The sequence below is a fragment of the Pseudoalteromonas sp. MQS005 genome, from assembly GCF_001661605.1.
Lineage (GTDB): Bacteria > Pseudomonadota > Gammaproteobacteria > Enterobacterales > Alteromonadaceae > Pseudoalteromonas > Pseudoalteromonas tetraodonis.
On record NZ_LYRQ01000021.1, the window covers coordinates 1 to 24,059 of the forward strand.

A 24,059-nucleotide genomic window follows, 5' to 3' on the forward strand; every position below is an offset into this window, starting at 1 on the left:
TTCCTGAAGCGAGGCGCCTAGCCCCAAGGTCTTCAGTTTCGAGGTGACGGGCTCGACCTCGCCGTCATGCACGACTTTCAGCCGGCGGTTCGACAAGTCGAAGGACAGTGCCCGAATCCCCTCAACGCCGTTCAGGGCCAGGCGAATCATGCGCTCTTCTGATGGACAGTCCATCTTCGGCACGGCATAAACACTGACCCATTCCCCCGACGCATCGGAGGAGGCCTGCATATCGGTATCCGCCGCAGGCCTTGCATGGTCGCCACAGGGGCCTCCGCAGTTTTTACTCATGATATGACTCCACTTGAATGTGATCGGGTTTTCATTTAAAACTATATAGTAGCTATAATGTCAATAGCGTAGAGAATCCGTTGCGGAGGAACCCGATGCGTATTGGTCAGTTGGCACAGTCAGTAGGGGTAGATACACAGACGATCCGCTTCTACGAACGGCAGGGCTTGTTGCCGCCGCCTGGTCGGCAGGAGAACGGTTACCGTGTCTATACCGAGAAACACGTTGAGCGGCTGGCCTTTATTCGTCGCTGCCGCATCCTGGATCTGTCACTGGCAGAAATTCACGAACTAAAGCGCTATCAGGACGACCCTCATCAGTCCTGTACCGCTGTCAATGCCTTGCTCGATGATCACATCTCTCATGTGCGCTCGCAGATAACCGCTCTACAGGCGCTTGAGAAACAACTCGTTTCACTAAGAGCGCGTTGCAACGATGACCGGGAAGTTAAGGCGTGTGGGGTTCTTGCTGGAATTAGCGAAGGAAACATGCACCAGCAGTAGGTGAAGCATCAACCAGATAATCCGATGAGATGCCGGTCTGTCTCACTCTCATGCAAAGGTAAGATCAACCATTTAATCCGCTTACCCAGTCTTCGCATTCAACTTTTTCAAAAGTCATTCCGTCAAATTCTGCCTGAAATTTCTCATTCAGAGGCTGCCAGTTTGGCGACATGACTTCATTAATAGGCCGAGGGTGACTTAATGTATAGGTTAAAAAACCCACCAAAATCTCTCTCGAAATCCCTTCACTGCCAAGTAACATACGCACATCAAATAAGTCGCGAGGATGTTGGCGATCCATTGCAGCACACAATTTTCCACCATACAGATCGGGAAGACTGACTACCTGAATCTCAGCATAACCAAACTCGTCTTCAACAGACTCTTGAACTGGCATTATTTCTGCACTATGCAATGTACCTCTGGCGACGGGCGACACTTCAATTTTGATCGTCGCAACCGGACTTGATACAACGATTCTCAGTTCATCAGCTTTATTATCCTGAAATGCCGCTCTGATATCTGGTTGAGTATTGATTCTGTCTGTAATGCGCTGCAATGCAGCCCTGACATTAATCAAAGCCTCATCTCTTGGTTCAAGTGGAAGATAAGCAAGATCAATATCTACAGGTAGCCGAGGAAAATCTCTCACAAATAAATTAATGGCGGTGCCACCTTTAAGTGCAAAAACCGTCTCTGTTGCTACCACAGGAAGCATTCTTATGAGCAAGGAAACCTGTTTGTAATATGGGCTATCTTTATCCATTATGTTGTTCACCTTTTTTGACGCTTAATATCTCTGGCACTGTGATTTGATATCGCTCATCAAAACGTCCTTTTTCGACAACCTGCCGCTTTCCTGCCCCCAATTTAATTCTTGTTTCATCTATTCGATTGACCCACTGGTGATCGTAGTATCGACCCAGAAATAGAAATATTCGGTTTGCCTGAACAGAGCTGCTTCGTTCAAGAATATCTTGTACTTTTCTAGGGCTAAGATTGACTAAACCCTGAAATAATTCTGCGACATGCTCAAATGAAATCAGCTTTCCAATCGCATCTACCACTTCATAGGCAGCAAGTTCTGCACAGCTGACAGTGAGCTCTTTCTCTTTAACCGTGATCCTTTTCAAATCCTTCTCGGGATTCACTTCAAGCTTATGGTTTCCGCAGTAAAACCAATTCTGATAAGGGAATTCACGAAACCATTTCGGTAAGGACGACTTGTTTTTAACGCAAATCCAAACTTGCTCTTTGTTCAGCTGCAAATAGTGACTCAGTCCTTGGTGAGTTAAGCTGCTCAATCCAGCCAAATGAACTGGAACGCCCAATTGCACATCCAATGCTTGAATGGCATCAACCCAAGTTGGCTTTATATCGCCCTGCGCATTTGGACGATAGTACACACCAGAACTAAGCTTCTTCAGCCAACCGTTCTGCGTGTACTTTTGAGCCAGGGAGTAGCTCACGCCGTTTTCAGTCAGCCATTGCTGAAGTACTAGCGCACCAGGAGAAGTATGAGCAACAAGCCAGTTTATTTTAGATGACATTTTAACACCCAAGGTATGAATATCACGAACAGTATAAACCATATAGTTTATTACGATAGGAATTTTAACACCTTAGGTATTAATATACCAAATACTGTAAACCAAGTTCGTTAATGTGGCGTCGCTGAAATGAAAAGGTCTACACAACATCACCAATAACCCGATGTTGTGTAGACCTAAGTTTGATTGCCTTAAGTGAACTGCCTAATATGGCTCACATTCAGGTGCCCAGTAAGACGACGCTGATTGCTGGAACTGTTGTGCCAATGACTTCTTGAGTGCTGGCAACAACAGGTAAAGTTGCAGACATAACACTTTCAACGACTGTTGGTGTGTTGTAGAGACCCATACCGCCACCAATGCCCAAGGCAAAAGCCATCAAGCTTTGGCGAGCGATACCGCCCACAATACCCACCAGAACCATGGCTCCCGCTACGATCCGTCCCAAAGTACCTTGGGTCCAATCTTTTAGGGTATCCCACACATCAGTGAAAGCATCACCACCGGTGCCCGCAAATGAGGGCTCCGAAATCATTAACGCCATCAAACCAAGCGCACCAATGGTCATTAGGCGCTGAGTCTGAATGCTGCGAACTGCATTTGTCATTCGTTAGTTTCTCCGTAGATACTCAAGTTATCGCGCTTACCATCAGCTCCCGCTGAGGCTGAATCGCTTTGAGTCTGAAGTGGACGTAGCACAGGCGAAACCGTTCGAGGTGCTGACACCCCAATATCCCACCGGCGCGGTTCAATTTCGGTAAACACGTAGCTGGATAAATTCAGATCCCCACGGTCATCCTCCCAAGGCGCAATCCAAATCCGCATCACCCTTGAAGGAATGCGAATAGGTGCAGATTGCTGCGTCTCAGGTAATGCTGGATGGCTCAGCAGTCCTGTCTCTAAATCAGATTGTGAATACCCAGAGGGAGCACCCATTCGAGTCGCCACAGCATCAATCGTCTTGGGTGCAGCGCCATTACTGGTAAGCTCATAGACTTCACGAGCGGATAAACAGCGCACACCGTCAGGCATACCTGGGCATCCATATTCACTACTCCCGAGACCCAATGAACTACAGCCAGACAATAAGGTTGAGCCGACTGCCAATAAAAGTAATCCAGCTTTAGACCACTGTTTTGACTGGTGCTTTGGGTTGTTCTGCATTGATGTCGTCATGGTTAACTCTCCTCTGGATACACATCTTATTGTCTGAAACGGACTTCGATCGGTTAGCAACATGCAGGATTTTTTCATCTTCTTGCACCTCCCCCTTGCGAAGCGGCCAATGACAACGAGGCCCCACGAGTGACTATGACTTCAATTTTCCTTGCAGCGTCTACCTCTATGACTGGGAACATATTTTCTGCCATGTCCAAATAGAACTTGGCCACTCGATCCAATGCTTTACCAGTGCCTTTAATTGCAGCGCCTTGTAATGCTTCTTGGCTCATGACTTGCTGGTACAACTGAGTATCACCGGCATTACCCGTCTGAATCGTCGGAACAGGATTCACATCAAATGCGCCTGCCAAGCCCTGAAGGAATCCGGCCATCATCGATTTGGCCACCAGCTGGCCTTGTTTCGACACTAATCGGCCACGAATACCGGCTTTGCCGTCTTCACCCACGGCATAAGAATCCAGTCGCGTTTCAATGACGCCACCATCTTCTCTCACACATGAAATGGTCTCGCCTCGCAAATAAGCACGCTCAGAGCTCAAATCACCGTAACCTGCGGCGATCAAGAAACACTCTTTGATATCCGCTCTAAATCGGTTGGGTAAAATGGCTTCCTTTTGAATCCTCAGCAATGCAGGAAAAGGCTCTCGTCTTGCGGACTCGTGAGTCGGTGCATCCAAACCGGTGATCAAAGTACCTGAGATGATGCTGCCCGCCGGTAGATACAAAGGCGGCGCTTCTTGCACAACAACCTCTGGTTCAGCAACCACTTCAGGCTCAATCATACGAATCGTGATTGGCGGCAATGGAACATCTCGTGCTCGTGTACCTTGGCCATTGGCTGGCTGCTGATAGAGCGGATCAGGCAGCGGCGCATTGGCAAAATAGTCGTCTGGGTTAGACGGCAGAGGCTTTTCGTCTTTGGGTAATTCCATGGCAGATAAAGGCACTTCAAAGCGGCTATTTGTGCCTTCAACTGCTGCATCACCTCCAGCGCGAACATCATCAAGTTCCGCTCTAAGGCGGGCCAGCTCCGCATTGACCTCACTTGGTATAGAAGGCGAACCTGGGCTTAGCCGCCCTGAATCGACGTCACGACGCAAGCGCTCAACTTCACGACGTAACTGTTCATTGCGCTCACTGAGTAGTTTTACGTTTGCAGCCAAACTATCGACCCCAACATCGCGAGTATTGGTATCCGTTAGAATGTGCCGGATCGTTTCCTGCCGGTTCCGATTGCTTGAGCCATCGTCAGGATTAGGTGAAAACACCATCACCATAAGGATGAGACCACCAGCAATACCAGCAACCGATAGGCCACGCTTCATGTTCGGGCTCATTTGTTCCCATTGTGCTTTCATCGTTATTCACCTCCCACAAGAAGTGAAGGTCGCTGACTTTCCACCGCTTCTTCACGATGATTGCGAACAACTACATACAACTCAGTCTTTTCACCCGGCAACAAGATATTGCGCGGCCAGTAGGCGCTTGCCACTATATCTGGTGCATGACAGGCTATTTCACTGGCTTCTATCGGTTCATCGGCAAAGCTTTCAACCAGTCCTACATAGACGGTGAAGTAATGTCCCGTCACAATTTGCCCCTGCTTAAAACCAAACTTTAAGCCTGGCTGAAAACATTTAGGGCTTATGTCAGTTTGGACAGCCAAACGGATGTCATAGCCTTGTGGCAACTCATTTAATGCAAGGCGTCTGAGTAAGTCTCGTAGGTTATCAACGTATGGCTGAGCTGTTTCCCAAGTGGCGGCTTTGCGGTTCACGACGCCCTTAATAGGCCACTGCTGACCATCAATAGCTAAGGTAATTTCACGCGGTGGAATACGACGAGGCACTAAGGTGACAGATAATGCGGGCGCTTCCTGACCAGGCGGAGTGATGTAAAGTGAAACCGGTGATTCTTTGTCCGTGGCTACATATACAACATTCCCCTTGATTTGCGTCTGAGCATCACTGGTTGTTCTCACCTTAGGCGATTCAAACGGCGTCACAATTCGATTCAGATGACCAAGTGCTACAGGGATCAGTTCATTAACCCCCGGTGTCATCAGTAGCGTTGTTGGCGTATCCGCTGCAACCGAATTGCTTTGAACCGGTGGATTTGCAGTAGCAGACTGCTTCATCACACTAGCTGGCACAATCGGCAATTCCACGTCTGCATACGACGCTTGTGATAACAGAACGCCACTCAAGCTCATTGCGATTAAACTTGGTGTCATCCATCGACTAATTTTGGTTCGCATCATTCACCCTCCGGTTTTGCTCTTGGGTCAACTTTTCACGAACTCGCTTCGTTCTAGCTTGCCCCTCATACGTATCCATCCAGCTAAGTTTTGGACGGTATTGCTCAATGTCGATATCAAACTCATAGGTGCGAGTTTGGCGCTGCTCATCTCCAGATGGTCCAGAGACCAAGGAATAACCGGTCACAAAGACATGGCCGGTTTCATACTCATACTCCACTTGTCTGGGTTGGAATTTGAGCGTGACTCGGTCTTCACGGATCTGTCTTGCCTGAATCTCCAGTGCATCGACCACTTGCTGGTACACCGCAGGTGAAAGTAGCGGCTCGATAGCAACCCGGATAAAGGACACATTGCCCGGCGTCACGTTGCCCATAAGCTCAGCCAGGTAGAGTCCCCAAGATTCCAGGTAAGGCTGACTGGCCTGGTTTCGTGACACTTCAGCCGTTTCAGACAAGGTTGGTGGTTGAATGGCCACCACGGTATTGCGAGAAAATGCCGCTACCGCAAGCAGCAAGTTAGATAGCACCAGCACCGCAATCAGGAACCGTTGCCATCGGTTCTCTAATTGCGTGCCTTGCCATGATTTTAAAAACACGTCGAACTTCACGGCAGATAGCTCCTGATAAATGGGTTAGGGATTGTCTTGGCTTTGGTTGGCAACAGCCCGGCCCAGTAGATGGCGTGAAGAATAAAACCATCTGGGCGACCATCACGAAAACGCCGATAGAGCTTGGTTGTCACCAACCCCAACAGGCATAAAACCAAGGCATTACCGGTAAAAATGCCGATCACTAGCCCCAACAGAATGGGAGCCATCTCATCGGCACTCCAAAGCAGGAAGTGCGGCGGGTCATCGATATAGGATGGAATATTCACAGGTTCCATAGTCACTCCTCGTTGTTTGAATTGAGAAGTGAAGGATGCCTTGGGATTGGTAGGTTCAGTGGTCAGCTAGATGCCGAATTCTTGAAGGTTTTGAGGGTTCTACTCAGACAAGACGGTTAAGTTCTAGACAAACCGCGCAACCAAAGTTATCATTTACGATAACTTAAGTTAAGGATACCCATGAGCTGGAAGATCGACTTTTACGATGGCGTTGAGGAGCAGATCCTCGATATGCCTCCAAAAATACAAGCTCGCATGATTAAGCTTTTAGAGCTGATGGAAAAGCATGGTGCAAACTTGGGGCCTCCTCATACTGAGTCTATGGGCGATGGGTTATTTGAAATCCGCGCCAAAGCTCAAGAAGGTATTGGTAGAGGCTTATTTTGCTACTTAAAAGGGAAGCACATTTATGTGTTACACGCTTTTGTAAAAAAATCTCAAAAGACGCCCAAAAATGAGCTTAATCTTGCCAGAGATAGACAAAAAGAGGTTCAAAAATCATGAGTCTGCAAAAACTGAAACAACGTGCTTTAGCCAATGCTGATGTTAAGAATGAGTACGATAAGCTTGAGAGTGAGTTCAGCTTTATTGACCAATTGCTTACCATGAGAACAAAGGCAGGACTTACTCAAGAACAAGTTGCTGAAAGAATGCATACCCAAAAGAGTAACGTCAGTCGTTTAGAAAAAGGTAATGCCAATCCAAGTTGGTCAACTCTTCTAAAATATGCTCACGCATGTGGCTTTGAATTAACACTCAAGCCACAAAAAATGAGTTAACGTCATTCATGAGGCCTGATAGGCCTCATATCTTCTTCTGCAAGTGACTTAACGCCAACCCTGCCATCAATGCCAAGCCGATGATCATCGACGGTAGTACCACCGGTGGAATAGCCAGCGGGGCGAACAATCCCATAAACAGCAAGATGACGCCTGAACCCAGGATAATCATGCTGTAGCGGTGAATGATAGGGCTCGAAAAATCAAAGGTTGTCTTCTTAATCTTCCAGGTCATTAAGCCATCCCACAACGCCGGTAACATGAGAATAAGCGCAAAGGGCAACCAGACCATCAGTAAAGCAAATCGAGTGAACACTTGGTACAACACATCAAAAAATGCCTGAATACGGTCTTCTACCCAGACAAACCAAAAGCCTCCCATGTTCTCCATCCCTTTAGAGCGCAGTCGCTGCTCTTCAGTGGGGATTAGAAAATCTCGCACAGATTGCTCCATCTGCGTATCCACAACCCATGATTGATACCAGCGATGGCTAGTTTGACCAATCCAATAGCTTGTTTGTGCGCCCAATTGGTTTTGGATCATCTGCTTCTCTTTACTGATGACCCGGCCAGTCCAATCACCGGGCACTAACACGCCAATGGCAATAATCTCCAGCATCAGTGCCAGACACAGCAGCCAAACCGACTTATGCTTGCTCATGCCAAACATCCTCTTCAACTCGCGCCAGCATGGCTGCAACGGTTGGAGTCATAATCCGGGCTTTAATCACTTGTTGAAGCCGCTTTGTCGATGTATGGCCACTGACATAACGCATATCAATACGTCCTTCAGCCAGATACGCCATCCGATTTGGACGATTACGAATCCAGGAGTAGAAATACACACCATCTACGGCGGCCCACTCGAAATGGTCAGGATCACGCAGGCGAATCCCCGTTAAAGCACTGGCGGCAGTCCAGGTCAGTGCCTCAATGAAATGCCAAAGGCGTACACTATCATCATCACAACTGACTTCTTCATAACTGCCCAAACCATTACACAGACACAAATCAAAGATGGAATGGCCATCTAACGTGAACGCATCCGTTAAGTAGTCCGCCAAGCAATACACCGAGGCCAAAGCATGAGGCCAGTCGGTTTCAAGCAGTCCTAAGGTTTCCTTGAACTGGGGGTTATGTTGCTGCCACTGAGCGAGCATTTCTTTACTGGTAAGTGTTGTCATTTTCAGACAGACAGAATGATGCATACAGACTCCTTATGCTGCCTGTGTAGAGCTGGTTAAAATAGGAATGCGGCCTTTGATCACGCGGCCACCTGAAAGCTTGGCGATGTACTCCAGGTTGGGAAGCTGGCCTAATAACTGCGGTGGAAACATATCGCCTTCTTCCTCCATCAAGCGTTCGCCATGATTGCCGGTAAACAACGCGGGGCTGTCCGAGTTGGACGACATACCTTGAGTTTGCATGATGTACTGCAACCGAGTCTTAGGCAGATTGTCGGTAATGTACTGCTGCGTTTCGGCATCCATCACCCGAAGAGCTATCAGGTTGTTGATGTTACCTAACACCTGACGGGCCTTAGCTTCGCTGCCTGTACGAGCTGAAAAATCAGCAAAGGTCTGAGTAGCAATCACACAACGCATTTTTGCGCCACGGCCTTTGTTGAGCAGTTGAATGAAGGGATCGTTGACGACTTCAGCAGCCTCATCGATGAAGATATTTACGGGACGATTTTCAACACCATAGTTATAGCGGTCACCGGCCACAGCCGTGAGATCGGATAAAAGCAACGAACCAATGGCGCTGCCAACCATGGCGTCGGTCAATGAATCCAACCCGATATAGGCCACTTGGGCATTGTTGATAATACGGCCAGAATCCGTAATTAACCGGCTGTCATTCACATCGTTTGCAATCGGTGATAGCAGTGGGCCAAGTTCACTTGAGGTGAGCATATTGAGCACCGGCATCAATGAAGCCACCATCTTGGAATAGTGGGTTCTGTCATGCTCAAACATACTCAATAGCCCTTCCAAATCGGTATTGGCGGCAACGGGCTGAATGCGTTCGTAATAAAAAAGCAGCATCGCCATGGCTTGTTTTGCCAAGGTATTGGCCTTTTCGGTAAAGCGCTTGATCTCCACACTAAAGTTCGGATACACCAGCTCCCCCCAGGCCGTGACGGCTTTTACTACCAAGCCTTCTGGACCGCCTTCCAAGAATCGTCTCAGTGTTTTCAGATCAGGACGCTGTGAAGTAAGCAACAGACCTTGCACTATGTTATTCAGTGCCATTTGGCCAAAGGCTTTAAATGGATCAGCACCGGTTTCAGATGGGATTAATGCCGCAATTCGGCTGGCAATTTCAGTGCCCCGGTTAAAGTTTCTCAGGGGATTAAGACGTACAGAATGCTCTGGAAAACCCGGATGAAAATACACAAAGCGCTCAGGACTACCGGCGGCAATACAGGCTCGCTGCGCATTATCCTTAAGTTCCTTGTCTCCCTTAGGATCAATAATAATCACGGCTTCATTACGCAAAATGGCCTGAGTGATCATCGCATCAAAGCATCGGGTTTTTCCGGCACCGGTTGTGCCGACAATTAAGGTATGGCCTTCTGTGTGTCCAACTGGCTGGTACACATCTTCTTCTTTGGGCTCAACACCATGAATCCAGGTCGAACCCATTTGTTTGCCGTGACCTTGGTTAAGCAAGGTTTTCTTATCCCTTTTTAGAATTTCATAAGCACGTTGGGCATGACGTTGGTCCCACTCAAAGCCATACCCTAACCACAATTCATCAGGATGTTTTGCCATCACCTTTTGTAAATGCGACAGCGCCATAAATGCCAATGGTTTGCCTTTTAGCCCCTTCTGCAACTTATAAAGACGGTAAGCCTCAGGCAGGCGATACAACGCCATGCCCGAGGAAATCCCTGTCATCCACCAAAATGGCTCAGGTGGTAGCTCAGTCAGCATTTCTGCGGCAATCGCCCCAGTGGCCCCAACCAGCCAACCTGCTACTGCCATGGCTTCATAGTTCGTGCGCCAGGGCATCTCATATGCGTTTTCTTTCATTCATGCTCCGCAAAATAACCGTTTACAATCCGCTTAATTTCAAATGGATTAACGTTTAGCGTGAGCGGTAAACAGAACCGTTTCCCCCTCATCAAACTGGCATTGGTCACTGGCCGAGATCCCCCGAAGCAATTGCCCGGCTGGAATGCCATGTGCATTGGCGACTTGGCGTAAGGTTTGAATCGTGACGCGAATACCATCGGCACTATGATCCACGTCTGGGTAATCGCCATCGGTCAGTAAGATGGGCAAATCTTTCACAAAATTAACCATCTGTTGCCGCTGCGCGTGTTTGGGGTCGGTACTTGAGTTCGCATTGGGCGCAATCGGTTTTTGCTTACGCTCCGCTCTTGTGGCGGGCTCTTTTGCTTGGGCATTGGTTATCTTAGTTCGACTCGGACGCTGTGAAGCCTCTTCGTTCTGAATTGCTGCCGCCGGTTCTGCGTCTTGTTTGGGAAGGTCAATCAGTGCAGTAAGCCCTTTAGAAATAGATACTTTCAGCAGTAACCCTTGCTCCTGAACTCCTTCATTTGTAGTCACAGTTCTGGCTTTACGCGTCGGGTTTGCGGGATCTAATTCAAGCCAATCTAATCGACTGAGTTCAGCAAGCAGTTTTCGGGGAGCACACCAATGTCTTACGGCATCGGGATAACGGATCAGAATCTGTTCACCAGCCATAATCAACGCAATGCTGGCCTCTGGAAGCCACGCCAAAGATTCAGGCAGATTCAATGCTTCTTCATCGTGCCTGACTACATTATTTGCGATAGCAGCATCGCTTGAATCGTTTGGCTTTTCATATCCATCACCCGGAACATTTTCAGTTGCCTGGGGGGTACTAACATCACTGGCATGACGAAGTTCATCATCTTGTTCGGACGGTTTTGTCGATGGCGACTTAGCCGAATTGCTATGTTCGATTGATGATGACGCTTCAGACAAGCCTGGCTGCTCTCTGGAACGACTCTGAGGCTCTGCTTGTATTTGCTGTGTTGCTTCCCACTCAGATTTACTAAACAGTCTCACGCTACTTGGTACATTCGAGCTGAACAATAAATCGGCCTCAGATATATGCAGCATGGGTAACCAGATTAGCTTGTCGTCTTTGATCAGCACTTCAGGGGCAAGGCTTTCATATCGCTCATTCGAGGCGGATTTAGTGGCCAATCCTCGCTCAATAAGGATGTCCGCAAGGGTATCGGGATCTCTTGGAATGCCAGGTATCTTGTCTTTGGCCAACAGCTCAATGATGTCCTTAGCCGCGCTTTTCCAAACCAGGTAAAGATTGGTTGATTGATTCGATTTTCGTATCCAAACTCTGGCATCTCGCTGATTGACCAACCATTGGGAACTGGCAAGTAATCGCCTCATGGCATCAAGTAGATAGCGTTCGACTGGGACACCAAGGGCATTGTCGTCAACGGAAATTCGTTGAGCTTTCAGGTCTCGCTGTACACTGGTTTGGTCAGCTTCAATGACCAATTTAGACAGGACATGCTCTGGATCGGTATTGCCAATTGCTTCCAGCATGGCTTGCAAAATTTCAGGGCCAGGTTGTGTTAACCAGGCGAGCAACTCAGGTGTCATCACCCGGTTTAACACCAGAATTGAAAATTGCTCGTGCCGTTTGCACCGTCCGTCGCGCCAGCGAATGAAATAGCGTTCAATGCTGTTATTTGTGGTCCACTGGGATAAGGTTTCTAAAAAAGGGTTCCACTGATAGCGTCCATCTTCGTCTGTGATGGACAAGTCTGAAACGGGCTTACCAATATCATGGAACAAACCGCCAAGAGCCGCTGCAACACGCCACCTTGGTTCCAGCTCTTTTTTCTCAACCGGTGTGCCACTGGCAACAAAGATGATCCCTTCAGCAGCTTGTGCCGCCCAGAAAGCAACTTCCAACGAATGACGTAATAAACCACCAGCGCCACTGTGATGATGATGCTCAGAAGCTGGCAGCAAGTGGACATAAGCAGCCAGATGATCAATGCAGGGTTGAATCAGCCTTTGAAAGTCACGCAGGTTAAAGCCAAGTACCTGGCGCAGTTTGGCAATTAGCTCGTCTTGTGTGGACTGCAAATCCTCGGGTGACGCCGCTGGCAACCCCTTCAGGAATGGCGGGTAGCGTGGAATTTCCGCATCCAGTTGCGATGACAGCTCTGGTAGTGCTTTGGTTTGAAAAAATAGGTTTTTGAACATAGTGAACCTCCGACACGATAGTGTGGAGGTTCATAAACTCACCGGCGGTGAATTAGATGTAAAAGAACCGCATCTATTTGACTAGGAAGTGGCGAAGCAGTTTTGTCTTAATTGAAACTAATTTTGCAAAGGTTTCCAACTTTTAGAAAAGCCAGCGCTTTTCGAAGTTGGCGCATTTGCAGGACGTTTCATTTTCACAGTCATAGGAAATGGGAAATCGACTCCCAACAACAACGCTTCTCCTTGACCCAATACAGGGAGAAAAGATGCTGAACGTTGATCAATAGCACCAACAGCTTTTTTTACAATCTCTTGGTCTAGCTGATTGGTCAACCTATGCACAATAAGTGTACCAATCTGACTTAAAACATCTTCAGGAATGTCACGTGGTCGCTGAGTAGCAATGATGGTATTTAAACCATACTTTCTACCTTCTTTAGCAATATTCCCAAAGGCATCCAACTCAAACCTGTTCGTTTCTTCACCAATTCGCTTATTGAGAAATTGATGAGCTTCATCAATAAATACCAATAGAGGTGCACCATGATTTATTGCACCATGCCTGGCTAAAGATAACAACTTCCTACCAATGGCATTAACAAGTATCTCTCTTGAATTTGCTTCAAATGGAACTTCAGAAAGATCTAATCTCAAAACATTATTACTATTTTTTGGCGAACAAAACTCATCAATCAGAGTAGGTAATGTCTTTAATCTATCGTCGGGATCAATCATCCATTTTAAATTTGGGTTGTTTGAATAGGCTTTAATCCGAGCTATCAGGTTTAAACAGTGGCCAACATCATTATCAGCTCTCCCCCCCCATATAGTAGGGTTAGGATTATTAGAAGTACCGCCAGTAGGCCAAACACACTCATTTACAATCTGGTCGGCAATGTATTTAAACCTCCATGGAGCTGTCTGAATAGAGCTACTCATAGATAATAGAGCGGCTTCGTAAGGTGCCTTTGCTTGACCAGATTTGTTCAAAAGATAATTTGGAGTGATCACAAGGCTATGGTTTTTTTGCTGCCAAAATTGCCACACTATTTTCTGGCTCTCGATAGCTACCTCCAGTTTAGGCGCTTGGCTTTGCGCTGAAGGCCTTAAAAAGGCTCTAATATCTGAGTCTGTAAACTGCCAATGTGGAAAAGTTAACTGATTAAATGGAGTTGCTTTTGCATGATTCCCAACATAGTAACTATCACAGCCAAGTGACTCATATTCCCCCGTGGGGTCAATAATAATTGCTTTTCCTCCGGCCTCAATCACTTGCTCGATGATGTTTGTCATCGAGTAACTTTTACCGCCACCTGTTGCTCCTAAAATAGCGCAATGGCGTGAAAACAATTTCTCAGGGGTTACGTGAACAGTTACGGATTCATCATGCGGAAGTGAAGCTAACGGTAAATGGATTTGGCCAGGTTCCTCATCTTGTTTACCTTCAGCGATTATTGCTACCAGATACGGGTGAGCTGAATATATTTGGCTACCTAATCTCGGATGCTGTTTAATTCCTTTGTAGTTACGACCATTAGCTGGGTTCAAACTCACTAATAATTGAACCAGTCCAATTGGGTGATTTTCGGATGGTTTATCCGCCAAACCGTCAACACTTAATCTCTCTCCACCCTCAATCCACACTTTCACTAAGCGCCCAAGTATCGCTGTTTCACCTATGTCGATGAATACAAATTCATTTACTTCACCAGCGGCTATTCGATTTCCGAATGACCAACTGGGCTCACCAGATCCCGCTTTAGATAAGTTAATGATAAGCTCGGTTGCAGATACGCTAATGACGCTACCAATCCGTCTTGTTGGATCGTACGGGGAAAACCACTTTTTCCGCTCCATGAATAGTCTCCCTTATTTAATACTCGCAGTGATTTTTTCAAATGCTTTGAAGAGTTCGTCCTCGGGAGTTGTTGATCTTCGTTCAGGTAGCAGACTAGAAAACTGTTTAAACGTTGAATCCATTATCGCGATTCTACCATCCCCATGGTCAATAGCTGCCATTAGCAGATTCCTAATTTCATCATTGAATGAACCCGTTACACTGAATGGGTCTTTCGTTGCAACCATCAGCATAAACTCAGGGTTAGTCCTAAGCGCCATAGTCAGCGCATTATTTATATGCTTATCATTAAAACCAAAACCTAGGCACAGTACAGCCGTTTTTGGTTGTTTAACTACTTCCAAAAAAGAAGTCATCATATCTAAGTAAGGAGAATCATAAGATGTCTGATATTTGCTACTGCTTGGATAGATAAAAACAGGTTCACCAATTTTGCTATCAGCACCTAGCTTTCTAACTCTGCCGTTAAATTTTCTCCAGTCCACAGAGCCATGCATCTTATATAGCTGAACCACATTGGATATGTATGCGCCTTCACTGCTCTTAGAGTGCCCACGGTTCACTATGTCATACTTGAACCACATAGGATTAAAAAAAGAGGGGTTAGAAAACTCAAAACCATCAATAACAACAAAACCAGTATTTGATGCAGCGTGCTCAAAAGCCAAGTCATAATTAGTCGTGAAAAGTTTAAGTCGTTGTTGCTGAGCACTCCTTCTACCTACTGCACGCATAAATTTATCATGACTAACCCAGTCTGATTCAGGGATCGATTCAGTAAAGGTAGTTTTAGCTAAAATTATGTTTTTGGCTTGCTCAAGGAACTTACTTACTTGATTAATTCTTTGATTTGAAAGGTTCCCAACGGCTAAAGAGGAATCGCAAAGAGACAATAATAGTTCAATGTCTGGCTTTGCATCTCCATTTGCTTCACGATGTTTTTGAAGGGCATCATAATTTGTTGCCCTCAAAACCAATTGAAAAAGATTCTCATCTGCTTTTTTACAATAGTCCCAAAGGTGCCACATACTTGGAGCGATAGGCGCTTTATTCTGCTGAGAAGGCTTATTAAATGTTAAAGACGTGCCTGAGCCAGCCAGTATGACTAAATTATCAGTATCTAAAACTTTATTGATAAAACGAAAAAATGTGGCCAGCTCGTCATCTAAGTCATCATTAGAAAGATCAATTTCGATTGGCTCTCTCTTCGAAGACGCGGAGTTCCTTTTTATGTCTGATGACAAAAACCTTACTATGTTTTCATTTTCCATTTTTTTAATTCACCTTCCACGTAAAAGACAACCAGCCTAGAAATCAATAAATTTCAGACGCTTGCGCTATTTAACTTCCTTCCTGAACAGCACGTAATAACACTTATATCTGCCCACCAACACCTTTAAACTTCTCAACAAAAGCGGCAATTTTCTGAAAAACCGTTTGCTTCTGGGTTCGGTACTGTGGGTTCAATGGGCTAAGTTTGGGCAGCGCCTCATTAAGTGCAGTGCCATTTTCAGAGGCGTACTCACGTTTGAGTGATGACGCAATATAACGTTTGGCAGCATCGATATTGAGCTTTTCAGAGGCAATAATGGCATCGGCTTCGCGCTTCTGCTCCGCCTGGGCGAATTTGAAGAAAGCGTCGATAATGCTGGCTTTGTCATTGATCTCATCTAGGTTTGTCTGGTTAATAAAATCAACCACCAAGCTCTCTTTCGCTCTATTGCCAAGGCTACCGCGGATCATACGACGAACTTCTTCAATCAAGCCTTCTTTGCTCTTGTTCTTCTTATTGTGATCAAAAATCAGTTCAAGAATGTAATCGAGGTTGATTTCTTGGGATTTAAGCAAATCAATTTCAAAGACCACATCGTCCCAGTCTACCGTTGACTTATCTTTGTCCTGACCTTCTTTATCGCGTCGCAACCAGTCGCGGGTATCGTTATAGGTAGAGCGATAATCTTGAATAGCACGTTCGCTCGGCATATCGATGGTTTGCATTGCCTCGATGTCAGCATCGTCCAGATAGTACTTTGACTTGAACGCTTCAACAGCTTGTTCATCACTGGTATCTAGGCTTTGCAGTGCTTTTAATCCAGCAAACTCATCGTAGTTTTGTAAAATATTTTCTGCTTTGAGGTATTCACCAAATAGCTTGGCAAACTCTTTTTTATCTTGTTCTTTTTCAATATTTTCTGGATTTGGAAAGCGTTCTTGCAGCTCTTTGACGATATCAATAAAACCTCGACGCGCTTGGCCAGTAGCAATATCGTTAAAGCCTTCCATGTATTCTTTATAGCTCTTCTCCAACACCACGTTTTTGGTGTTTTTGTCACCAAACAAGGTGATGGCATCAATGGTTGCCTGTTCCAAGTCACGGAAGGTAACAATATTGCCAAAGGTCTTCGTCGCATCATAAATGCGGTTAGTGCGAGAAAATGCCTGCATCAAGCCGTGATAGCGCAAATTCTTGTCAACAAACAAGGTATTGAGCGTAGGCGCATCAAAGCCCGTTAAAAACATACCAACCACTATGAGCAGATCTATTTCTTGATTCTTCACGCGCTGGGCAAGGTCACGGTAGTAGTTCTGAAAACCATTACTGTCCACGCCATAGTTAGATTTAAACATGGCGTTGTAATCGTTAATCGCGGCGCTCAAAAATTCTTTCGCACTGCTGTTCATGGCACTTACTTCAAAGCTCTCATCTAAAATATCACCAATGGCGTCCTGCTCTTCATTGGCTGCAAATGAGAAGATAGTCGCAATGCGCAGAGGCTTACTTGTGGGTCCATTTTCGGCCTCGGCCTGCAATGTTTTGAAGGTTTCATAGTAGGCTTTCGCTGCATCAACACTACTTACCGCAAACATGGCATTAAACCCTTTGGCACCAGAATAGGCTCGATGTGTTTTCTGGTTAAAATGGCTCAGAATATACTGCGAGATTTCACCAATGCGCATTGGATGTAAGAACGCTTTCTTATTCTCAGCGGCACTAAGCTTCTTATCATCCTGCTCAGTCTCAATGCTCTTAAATTGCGGACGAACATCGTTATAGTCCACTTTGAACTTGAGTACTTTTTCATCACGAATGGCATCGGTGATCACATACGTGTGCAACTGTTGACCAAAAACGTCGCCCGTGGTTTCAGCACCCAAGGCGTTTTCAGGGAAAATGGGCGTACCGGTAAAACCAAACTGGTAGTACTTTTTGAATTTCTTCTTCAGGTTTTTCTGCGCTTCACCGAACTGGCTTCGATGACACTCATCAAAAATAAAAACGACTTGCTTGTTGTATATAGCTAAATCGCTTTCGCTTTTGATTAAGTTGTTGAGCTTTTGGATTGTGGTGACGACAATCTTGTTATCGTCTTTATCCAGGTTACTCTTAAGCCCTGCGGTACTGTCTGAACCGTTCACACTATCAGGCGAGAAGCGCTGATACTCTTTCATCGTCTGATAGTCGAGGTCTTTTCTGTCCACCACAAAAAATACTTTATCGATGCAGTCTAAATCGGTGGCCAAACGTGCCGCTTTAAAGCTGGTGAGTGTTTTGCCTGAACCCGTGGTGTGCCAAATGTAGCCACCGCTCTCTGGCTTAGCCCAGTCTTTAGCGTTAAACGCGCTCTTTATCTTCCATAAAATGCGCTCAGTGGCCGCAATCTGGTAGGGGCGCATTACAAGTAAGGTATTGCTGACATCAAACACCGAGTAACGCAAGATCACTTCAAGCAAGGTCTCTTTCTGGAAAAAAGTGGCGGTAAAGTCTTTTAAATCCTTAATCAGCGTATTGTCTGACTTCGCCCAGTTCATCGTAAAATCGAAACTGTTTTTGTCGCGCTTGGTGGTATTGGCAAAATAGCGCGTGTCGGTGCCATTCGAGATCACAAACAGCTGCAAGAACTTGTACAACGAGTTCTCTGTATTAAAACTTTCTTTGCTGTAGCGATGTATTTGGTTAAACGCCTCACGGATCGCCACACCACGCTTTTTCAGTTCAATTTGCACCAAAGGCAAACCATTGACCAAAATCGTCACATCGTAACGATTGGCATGACTTCCCGTTTGCTCAAACTGCTTAATGACCTGCACTTTGTTGCGAGCAATGGTCTTTTTATCGAACAGGTAGATGTTTTCGATATGGCCATCATCAAAGACAAAATCGAAGATATAGTCACTGTGCACCTTGCGAGTTTTGTCGAGAATATTATCGCTTGGGGTGTTTAAGTATTGCTCGCAAAAGCGCGCCCACTCGGCATCGGTAAACTCGACTTTATTAAGGGCTTGTAGCTGCTTGCGTACATTCGCCAGCATGGCGTCAGGTGTGGTTAGCGCCGGTAAATACTCATAGCCCTGGTTGCTTAGGTCCTGAATCAGCTCACGTTCTAAATCACCTTCACTTTGAAAGTTTTCTGCTACTTTCCAGTCTTTGGTGTATTTATCTAACACAATAAAGTTATTGGATTCTGCCACCGCTTTATAAGTCGTCATTCGTTTACATCCTTTTTTGTTAGCCGTGGTGTGTTCCAAAATGGAACCAGCCACTGCATCGCATTATTCTTGTACTAGCCAATGGCCAGTTTTTTTGGCACCGACCCGTTTTAAAAATAAATTCTCTTTCAGTTTTTTAATACGGCGCTCAATGGTACTGACTGCCTTTCCTGTTTGTTCGGCTAGCATGGCATTGGTGATATAGCGGTCTGCTTTTATCAACTCGAGGATAGCGTGATCCAGCGGCGACAGTTTTAAACCCGCATTTAAACCTGCACTTATACCCGCATTTTCAAACTGACGGGAAGTACTGTCCTCAATGGCATCCAGTATCATCTGCAACATATATCGGATAAACGGCGAACAATCCGTTTGGGCAGTACTGTTGCGGATAGCAAGGTAATACGCCTCCTGATGCTGATGCACCAAACTTTCCACCGGGATATTAATAAAGATGGGCTGCCATTTAGATAGAATCAGCGTCTGCCATAGTCGTCCCATGCGGCCATTACCATCAACAAACGGGTGAATAAACTCAAATTCGTAATGAAAAATACAACTCGCCATCAATGGATGTATGTCCGTCGTGCGCAGCCAAGCCAGCAATTCACCCATTAATACGGGGACTCGGTCGGCCTGTGGTGCCATATGTACCACCTGATCGCCCGACATGACACCCACGCCCTGATTGCGGTATCGGCCTGCATTATCAATTAAACCATTCATCAATAACCGATGGGCGGCCAGCAAGTCGTTAGTATCCGTGGGATGCCAGTTACCGATAGCATCATACGCTGCGATGGCGTTACGCGCTTCCTGCACTTCTTTGGGCGGCGCAATCACCCGTTTACCCTCAAGAATCGCCGTGATTTGCGCTTCAGATAGCGTGTTGCCCTCAATGGCCAGCGAGCCCTGAATTGTGCGCATGCGGTTGACTTTACGCAGGCGCAACAGTTTTTCCTGTTCAAACTCAACGGTCAAACGTCCACTGGCTTCGCTGATCTTGGCGACTAAATTAACAATCTCGGTGGTAATGGTAAACGGCGGTTGATAGGCCATTACTCTGTATCCTTTTTACTGCTTCGGCCTAGCAGTTTTTTAACTTCGCGGTCAAAGTCAGATTCATACAACTTGTCTTGTATAATGCGGTATTTTTCAAATTCGCTTTCCGCATGCGCTTTTGCAATAGTCGCGGTGACTTTACCTGCATCTTGCAAAACTTCGCGGTCAGTTGCCTCAATAAAGCGATTAAGCCTTAGTTCCCAATCTGCCATGGTCATGGGTATTTGCCTTAATGCCATATCTTCTGCTAAATCAAGATAGGCGTTAACCAGCCTTTGCAATTGCGCTAACTCATTATCAGTTAAATAATTCTTGGCAATACTGACATCAAATTTTTGAATTTTTCCTTGCGGTGCTGCTTTCCACGAGGTTAGTCCCATGTTGTCTTTTTCGGCATCCGCGCGATGATAAACAACCTCAGCAGCGGTTTGACCGTGAATCGCCCAATGCAATTTATTTTGCACCGTGGCAAAAAAGCGTTTTGTTACTTGCCCAGTTACATCATAATCGATTGCGGTTGCGTAAATATCGGTGATTTTTTGGTAAAACTTGCGCTCACTTAGGCGTATTTCACGAATGCGCTCTAATTGCTCTTCAAAATACTTTTTGCCCAATATCGAGCCATCATTTTTCAGACGTTCATCGTCCATGGCAAAGCCTTTGATGGTGTATTCGTTAAGCACCTCAGTAGCCCATTTACGAAACTGCACCGCGCGCTCAGAATTCACTTTATAACCTACGGCAATGGTAGCCGTCAGTTTATAGTGCTTTGTGTTGTAGTGCTTGCCATCTTTGGCAGTTATTCGAAAATCTCGAATAACTGAATTTTCTTCTAATTCACTATCAGCGAAAATCTTTTTAAGGTGATAATTAATGGTATGGGTTTCAACATCGTACAACACGCCCAACATTTTCTGGCTTAGCCAAATATCTTCATCAGCATAAATGGCTTCAACGCCGCCTTCGCCAGTAGCTGCAATAAAAGTTAAATACTCGGCAGCTGATGAACGAATGGTCGTAGGTGGTGTTTTACTTGCTTTACTCATTAAGCCGCCTCATCTGAATGAGCTTTAGGGAAGCTTAACAACAGGTCACGATAATACTCGTATTGCTTTTGACGTAACTCGATTTCGCGAGGGAGGCCTTCGGTGATGGAGTTGGTGAGAACGTCGAATTTGTCAAGGATTGTAGCTATTCGGTTCTGTTCTTCATGCGAAGGAATCGGAACAACAATCCTTGAAAAGTCGCTTTTATTGATGAGGGGCATTGTTCCTCCGCCCAACTCCCCCTGCCGACGCAGTGCCTCACGCATAGCAGTCAGTACGTGGAATAGGTAGCCGACTTGAACGCTATCATCGGTCAATGTAATTGCGTTGATTTGTTGATTGGGGATGCAGTCGTTAGCATTAATTACTGTCTTACCCATATCAGCGCCGATACACGTGACTAGCAATGAGCCACTAGGAATCAGAACTTTTGGCATCGAAGCTGCTCCTTCAGCTGATAAACGACGACTTGGAAATGTGATGTTGCGCATCCCGTTCTTGATATCGCTGGGGGTTACAAAATCAATATCGTTACCCCATGCAGACTTGTCTGACGACTTTGGAGTGCGGCCAGTCACGATGTGACCAATCTCCCCCAACGCCTTCCACTCAACTTCACCCTCTCCTGCCTGATCGGCAGACAGGTCAAAACTTAGCAACTGGTCGCGGTAGTAGTTGTATTGTTTTTTCCGCATGTTAAGCTCGGCGGTCAGCTCGGCGGTCAGCTCGGCGGTCATGGCGGTAAATGCGTCCAGAATACGCACTATTTCAGCTTGTATTGCCAGCGATTTTTCTGGGTTATCTGGGCATGGAATGGGGACTGGCAGAGTTTTAATAATATCTGCATTCAAATTACTTACAGAACCGCTATTTATTTTACTTATCCAATAATTTTGTACACTTTGCGAAGACAGGTAATGATAAAGGAAGTCTGAGTTTAATTTATCGCCAAACTCACTAATTGAAGCCCATCCATCGTGAATAGCTCCTGTGATGTTTAGGATATATGGTCGGCCAAAGCTCATTGAGTTAGATATTATAAAGTCGCCTTTTTTTAGAACTCTAGATTTTGTTGCGCCTTCTTTTGTGATCTTTTGAGCCGTTTGCTCAACGTATTTTGAGCCCGACTCAGTATCTCCGATTTTTATCCATGGAACACCATCTTTATCGTCTGTGATAAACTTAGCAATAGGTCTAGGTGATGCACCTCGCTGGATTTTCGCGAATTCACCGAAGGACTTCCACTCAACCTCAACCCCATCTAGCAGTTTCTCTAAATAGTTCAACTGACTCATGCCTCAAGCTCCTCACCTTCAATCTCTGCAACTATGGCATCAATATCACTACGAAGCGCATCAATTTTAGCAACGGTAGTTTTAAGTTCGGCATTAAGCTCGGTAATGTCCACTAACTCGCGGTTGTCTTTCGCTTCCACATAACTGCTCACCGATAGGTTATAGCTATTGGCTGCGATCACATCCAAATCAACGGATTTGGCAAAGTGCTCCACGTCCTCTTTGCTCGCAAACACTTTCATGATGTCTTCGATGTGTTGTTCAGTCAGTACGTTGTTATTGGTTTCTTTTTTAAACAAACCGCTGGCATCAATAAACTGGGTGGTGGTGTCGGTTTTGTGTTTAGACAGCACCAAAATATTCACGGCAATGGTGGTGCCAAAGAACAGGTTTGGTGCCAGTGAAATCACGGTTTCAACGTAGTTGTTATCAACCAGATATTGGCGAATTTTTTGCTCAGCACCACCACGGTAAAAAATACCTGGGAAGCAAACAATCGCTGCACGGCCTCTTGCAGAGAGATAACTTAGCGCATGAAGCACAAAGGCAAAGTCGGCTTTTGATTTAGGTGCAAGTACGCCAGCGGGCGCAAAGCGGTCGTCGTTGATTAGGGTTGGGTCGTCGCTACCCATCCATTTCACCGAATAAGGCGGGTTAGAGACAATCGCATCAAAGGGTTTGTCATCTAAAAAGTGCGGTTCAGTTAAGGTATCGCCTAACTGAATATTAAACTTGTCGTAGTTAATGTTGTGCAAAAACATGTTCATACGCGCTAAGTTGTAGGTGGTGTGGTTGAGCTCTTGACCAAAAAAACCATCCTCAATGATATGGGCATCAAAGTGCTTTTTGGCTTGTAACAGCAACGAGCCCGAACCCGCCGCAGGGTCATAAATTTTATTGACACTGGTTTGGCCGTGCATGGCCAGCTGTGCGATGAGTTTTGAAACGTGCTGGGGGGTGAAAAATTCGCCACCGGATTTACCCGCATTCGCGGCATAGTTTGAAATTAAGAACTCATAGGCGTCACCAAACAGATCGTTTTCGTTATCTTCAAATTGAGTGATGTTCAGCCCAGCTACGCCTTTTAACACAGCTGCTAAGCGTTTGTTTTTTGCCTCTACCGTATTACCCAGACGATTACTGGTGGTATCAAAATCCGCAAACAGGCCTTTGATGTCTTTTTCTGAATCATAGCCATTGGCTGAGTTTTCGATTGCCGCAAAAATTGCTGCCAAATCCGTATTTAAATTTTCGTTTTTATGCGCATTGGCCGCCACATTGCTAAACAACTGGCTAGGGTAAAGAAAATAACCTTTGGTTTTAATGGCATCTTCTTTAGCAAACTTGATGTTTTCATCATCGTCAGACATGGCAGCATAATTAACGCTATCATCTCCGCCTGTGATGTAGTTGACAAAGTTTTCACTGATAAAACGGTAGAACAGCGTACCCAGTACATATTGTTTAAAATCCCAGCCATCCACTGAGCCTCTTACATCGTTGGCAATCGCCCATATTTGGCGTTGAAGTTCGGCACGTTGTTGTCCTGCATTTTGTTGTGATTGGGTCATCTATTAATTCCTGATTTTAATTCGTCATAATTCGTTTATGGGTTATGCAATA

22 protein-coding genes and 1 pseudogene are annotated in these 24,059 nt (G+C 45.8%); 3 read left to right on the plus strand and 20 right to left on the minus strand.

The features are described from left to right. Window positions 1-291, minus strand: a 291-nt coding sequence (locus tag A9479_RS09145) for a heavy metal-associated domain-containing protein (protein WP_197487250.1), incomplete at its 3' end; no start/stop codon positions are given. 95 nt (window positions 292-386) lie between these two features. On the opposite strand from A9479_RS09145, the gene cadR reads away from it, so the two are divergent. After that, entirely contained in the window at window positions 387-794 is a 408-nt protein-coding gene (gene cadR / locus A9479_RS09150; protein ID WP_001219640.1) for a Cd(II)/Pb(II)-responsive transcriptional regulator, read from the plus strand. Window positions 795-882: 88 nt separating this feature from the next. Here cadR and A9479_RS09155 read toward each other — a convergent pair. From A9479_RS09155 to traL, 8 genes and pseudogenes are all read right to left on the minus strand, one after another. Then, window positions 883-1,560 (minus strand): annotated as a pseudogene (locus A9479_RS09155) (nucleotidyl transferase AbiEii/AbiGii toxin family protein); the annotation flags it as partial. Next, a complete protein-coding gene (locus tag A9479_RS09160) occupies window positions 1,553-2,344 on the minus strand; it encodes a type IV toxin-antitoxin system AbiEi family antitoxin (protein WP_002040534.1) in 792 nt (263 codons plus the stop codon). The gene A9479_RS09160 and the pseudogene A9479_RS09155, both read right to left, overlap by 8 nt. 220 nt (window positions 2,345-2,564) lie before the next feature. Further along, on the minus strand, window positions 2,565-2,951 hold the full coding sequence (gene traA, locus A9479_RS09165; protein ID WP_064663253.1) for a TraA family conjugative transfer protein: 387 nt from the start codon (window positions 2,949-2,951) through the stop codon (window positions 2,565-2,567). Next, the gene (gene traV / locus A9479_RS09170) at window positions 2,948-3,520 is read right to left on the minus strand and encodes a type IV conjugative transfer system lipoprotein TraV (RefSeq protein WP_156520091.1); all 573 of its coding nucleotides are present in this window, start codon (window positions 3,518-3,520) and stop codon (window positions 2,948-2,950) included. The genes traA and traV overlap by 4 nt, the downstream gene beginning before the upstream one ends. A 74-nt stretch (window positions 3,521-3,594) precedes the next feature. Continuing rightward, the gene (locus tag A9479_RS09175) at window positions 3,595-4,884 is read right to left on the minus strand and encodes a TraB/VirB10 family protein (protein ID WP_064663255.1); all 1,290 of its coding nucleotides are present in this window, start codon (window positions 4,882-4,884) and stop codon (window positions 3,595-3,597) included. Between the two features lie 2 nt (window positions 4,885-4,886). After that, a complete protein-coding gene (locus A9479_RS09180; protein WP_064663256.1) occupies window positions 4,887-5,783 on the minus strand; it encodes a type-F conjugative transfer system secretin TraK in 897 nt (298 codons plus the stop codon). Then, the gene (locus A9479_RS09185; protein WP_000667169.1) at window positions 5,767-6,393 is read right to left on the minus strand and encodes a TraE/TraK family type IV conjugative transfer system protein; all 627 of its coding nucleotides are present in this window, start codon (window positions 6,391-6,393) and stop codon (window positions 5,767-5,769) included. The genes A9479_RS09180 and A9479_RS09185 overlap by 17 nt, the downstream gene beginning before the upstream one ends. Next, window positions 6,390-6,671: a type IV conjugative transfer system protein TraL gene (gene traL, locus A9479_RS09190; RefSeq protein WP_000433889.1), complete on the minus strand. Its 282-nt coding sequence runs from the start codon at window positions 6,669-6,671 to the stop codon at window positions 6,390-6,392. The genes A9479_RS09185 and traL overlap by 4 nt, the downstream gene beginning before the upstream one ends. A 180-nt stretch (window positions 6,672-6,851) precedes the next feature. Here traL and A9479_RS09195 point away from each other — a divergent pair, with 180 nt between their 5' ends. Next, window positions 6,852-7,175: a type II toxin-antitoxin system RelE/ParE family toxin gene (locus A9479_RS09195; protein WP_054103799.1), complete on the plus strand. Its 324-nt coding sequence runs from the start codon at window positions 6,852-6,854 to the stop codon at window positions 7,173-7,175. Further along, window positions 7,172-7,450 carry a helix-turn-helix domain-containing protein gene (locus A9479_RS09200; protein ID WP_054103798.1) on the plus strand — a complete coding sequence of 93 codons (279 nt, stop codon included), beginning with the start codon at window positions 7,172-7,174 and terminating at the stop codon, window positions 7,448-7,450. Before A9479_RS09195 ends, A9479_RS09200 begins: the two co-directional genes overlap by 4 nt. A gap of 25 nt (window positions 7,451-7,475) precedes the next feature. Here A9479_RS09200 and A9479_RS09205 read toward each other — a convergent pair whose 3' ends face one another. The 11 genes from A9479_RS09205 to A9479_RS09255 form a co-directional block, all read right to left on the minus strand. Next, entirely contained in the window at window positions 7,476-8,111 is a 636-nt protein-coding gene (locus tag A9479_RS09205; protein WP_000033756.1) for a DUF4400 domain-containing protein, read from the minus strand. Further along, the gene (locus A9479_RS09210) at window positions 8,098-8,658 is read right to left on the minus strand and encodes a hypothetical protein (RefSeq protein WP_000546512.1); all 561 of its coding nucleotides are present in this window, start codon (window positions 8,656-8,658) and stop codon (window positions 8,098-8,100) included. Before A9479_RS09210 ends, A9479_RS09205 begins: the two co-directional genes overlap by 14 nt. Before the next feature lie 9 nt (window positions 8,659-8,667). Beyond that, window positions 8,668-10,488, minus strand: a complete 1,821-nt coding sequence (gene traD, locus A9479_RS09215) for a conjugative transfer system coupling protein TraD (RefSeq protein WP_064663257.1) — start codon at window positions 10,486-10,488, stop codon at window positions 8,668-8,670. Between the two features lie 48 nt (window positions 10,489-10,536). Further along, window positions 10,537-12,687, minus strand: a complete 2,151-nt coding sequence (gene mobH / locus A9479_RS09220; RefSeq protein ID WP_064663258.1) for a MobH family relaxase — start codon at window positions 12,685-12,687, stop codon at window positions 10,537-10,539. 117 nt (window positions 12,688-12,804) lie between these two features. Further along, window positions 12,805-14,544, minus strand: coding sequence for an ATP-binding protein (locus A9479_RS09225; protein ID WP_064663259.1), 1,740 nt, complete (start codon window positions 14,542-14,544; stop codon window positions 12,805-12,807). A gap of 12 nt (window positions 14,545-14,556) precedes the next feature. Beyond that, window positions 14,557-15,816, minus strand: coding sequence for an SIR2 family protein (locus tag A9479_RS09230; RefSeq protein ID WP_064663260.1), 1,260 nt, complete (start codon window positions 15,814-15,816; stop codon window positions 14,557-14,559). 103 nt (window positions 15,817-15,919) lie between these two features. After that, window positions 15,920-19,033 (minus strand): HsdR family type I site-specific deoxyribonuclease, encoded by a 3,114-nt coding sequence (locus A9479_RS09235; protein ID WP_064663261.1) that lies wholly within the window; start codon window positions 19,031-19,033, stop codon window positions 15,920-15,922. A 63-nt stretch (window positions 19,034-19,096) separates the two neighbouring features. Continuing rightward, window positions 19,097-20,092 carry a Fic family protein gene (locus A9479_RS09240; protein WP_064663262.1) on the minus strand — a complete coding sequence of 332 codons (996 nt, stop codon included), beginning with the start codon at window positions 20,090-20,092 and terminating at the stop codon, window positions 19,097-19,099. Continuing rightward, entirely contained in the window at window positions 20,092-21,141 is a 1,050-nt protein-coding gene (locus A9479_RS09245; protein WP_064663263.1) for a virulence RhuM family protein, read from the minus strand. Before A9479_RS09245 ends, A9479_RS09240 begins: the two co-directional genes overlap by 1 nt. Beyond that, window positions 21,141-22,436: a restriction endonuclease subunit S gene (locus A9479_RS09250; protein WP_064663264.1), complete on the minus strand. Its 1,296-nt coding sequence runs from the start codon at window positions 22,434-22,436 to the stop codon at window positions 21,141-21,143. Before A9479_RS09250 ends, A9479_RS09245 begins: the two co-directional genes overlap by 1 nt. Further along, entirely contained in the window at window positions 22,433-24,007 is a 1,575-nt protein-coding gene (locus A9479_RS09255) for a type I restriction-modification system subunit M (RefSeq protein WP_064663265.1), read from the minus strand. Before A9479_RS09255 ends, A9479_RS09250 begins: the two co-directional genes overlap by 4 nt. Window positions 24,008-24,059 lie beyond the last annotated feature (52 nt).

What these genes read in the sequence shown, in the direction of transcription:
- A9479_RS09230 (WP_064663260.1), bottom strand. Translation starts at nt 15,816, where the DNA reads ATGGAAAATGAAAACATAGTAAGGTTTTTGTCATCAGACATAAAAAGG.
- A9479_RS09210 (WP_000546512.1), bottom strand. Translation starts at nt 8,658, where the DNA reads ATGCATCATTCTGTCTGTCTGAAAATGACAACACTTACCAGTAAAGAA.
- A9479_RS09175 (WP_064663255.1), bottom strand. Translation starts at nt 4,884, where the DNA reads ATGAAAGCACAATGGGAACAAATGAGCCCGAACATGAAGCGTGGCCTA.
- mobH (WP_064663258.1), bottom strand. Translation starts at nt 12,687, where the DNA reads ATGTTCAAAAACCTATTTTTTCAAACCAAAGCACTACCAGAGCTGTCA.
- cadR (WP_001219640.1), top strand. Translation starts at nt 387, where the DNA reads ATGCGTATTGGTCAGTTGGCACAGTCAGTAGGGGTAGATACACAGACG.
- A9479_RS09235 (WP_064663261.1), bottom strand. Translation starts at nt 19,033, where the DNA reads ATGACGACTTATAAAGCGGTGGCAGAATCCAATAACTTTATTGTGTTA.
- A9479_RS09195 (WP_054103799.1), top strand. Translation starts at nt 6,852, where the DNA reads ATGAGCTGGAAGATCGACTTTTACGATGGCGTTGAGGAGCAGATCCTC.
- A9479_RS09255 (WP_064663265.1), bottom strand. Translation starts at nt 24,007, where the DNA reads ATGACCCAATCACAACAAAATGCAGGACAACAACGTGCCGAACTTCAA.
- traD (WP_064663257.1), bottom strand. Translation starts at nt 10,488, where the DNA reads ATGAAAGAAAACGCATATGAGATGCCCTGGCGCACGAACTATGAAGCC.
- A9479_RS09225 (WP_064663259.1), bottom strand. Translation starts at nt 14,544, where the DNA reads ATGGAGCGGAAAAAGTGGTTTTCCCCGTACGATCCAACAAGACGGATT.
- A9479_RS09160 (WP_002040534.1), bottom strand. Translation starts at nt 2,344, where the DNA reads ATGTCATCTAAAATAAACTGGCTTGTTGCTCATACTTCTCCTGGTGCG.
- A9479_RS09240 (WP_064663262.1), bottom strand. Translation starts at nt 20,092, where the DNA reads ATGGCCTATCAACCGCCGTTTACCATTACCACCGAGATTGTTAATTTA.
- A9479_RS09180 (WP_064663256.1), bottom strand. Translation starts at nt 5,783, where the DNA reads ATGCGAACCAAAATTAGTCGATGGATGACACCAAGTTTAATCGCAATG.
- traV (WP_156520091.1), bottom strand. Translation starts at nt 3,520, where the DNA reads ATGACGACATCAATGCAGAACAACCCAAAGCACCAGTCAAAACAGTGG.
- A9479_RS09205 (WP_000033756.1), bottom strand. Translation starts at nt 8,111, where the DNA reads ATGAGCAAGCATAAGTCGGTTTGGCTGCTGTGTCTGGCACTGATGCTG.
- A9479_RS09245 (WP_064663263.1), bottom strand. Translation starts at nt 21,141, where the DNA reads ATGAGTAAAGCAAGTAAAACACCACCTACGACCATTCGTTCATCAGCT.
- A9479_RS09200 (WP_054103798.1), top strand. Translation starts at nt 7,172, where the DNA reads ATGAGTCTGCAAAAACTGAAACAACGTGCTTTAGCCAATGCTGATGTT.
- traA (WP_064663253.1), bottom strand. Translation starts at nt 2,951, where the DNA reads ATGACAAATGCAGTTCGCAGCATTCAGACTCAGCGCCTAATGACCATT.
- traL (WP_000433889.1), bottom strand. Translation starts at nt 6,671, where the DNA reads ATGGAACCTGTGAATATTCCATCCTATATCGATGACCCGCCGCACTTC.
- A9479_RS09250 (WP_064663264.1), bottom strand. Translation starts at nt 22,436, where the DNA reads ATGAGTCAGTTGAACTATTTAGAGAAACTGCTAGATGGGGTTGAGGTT.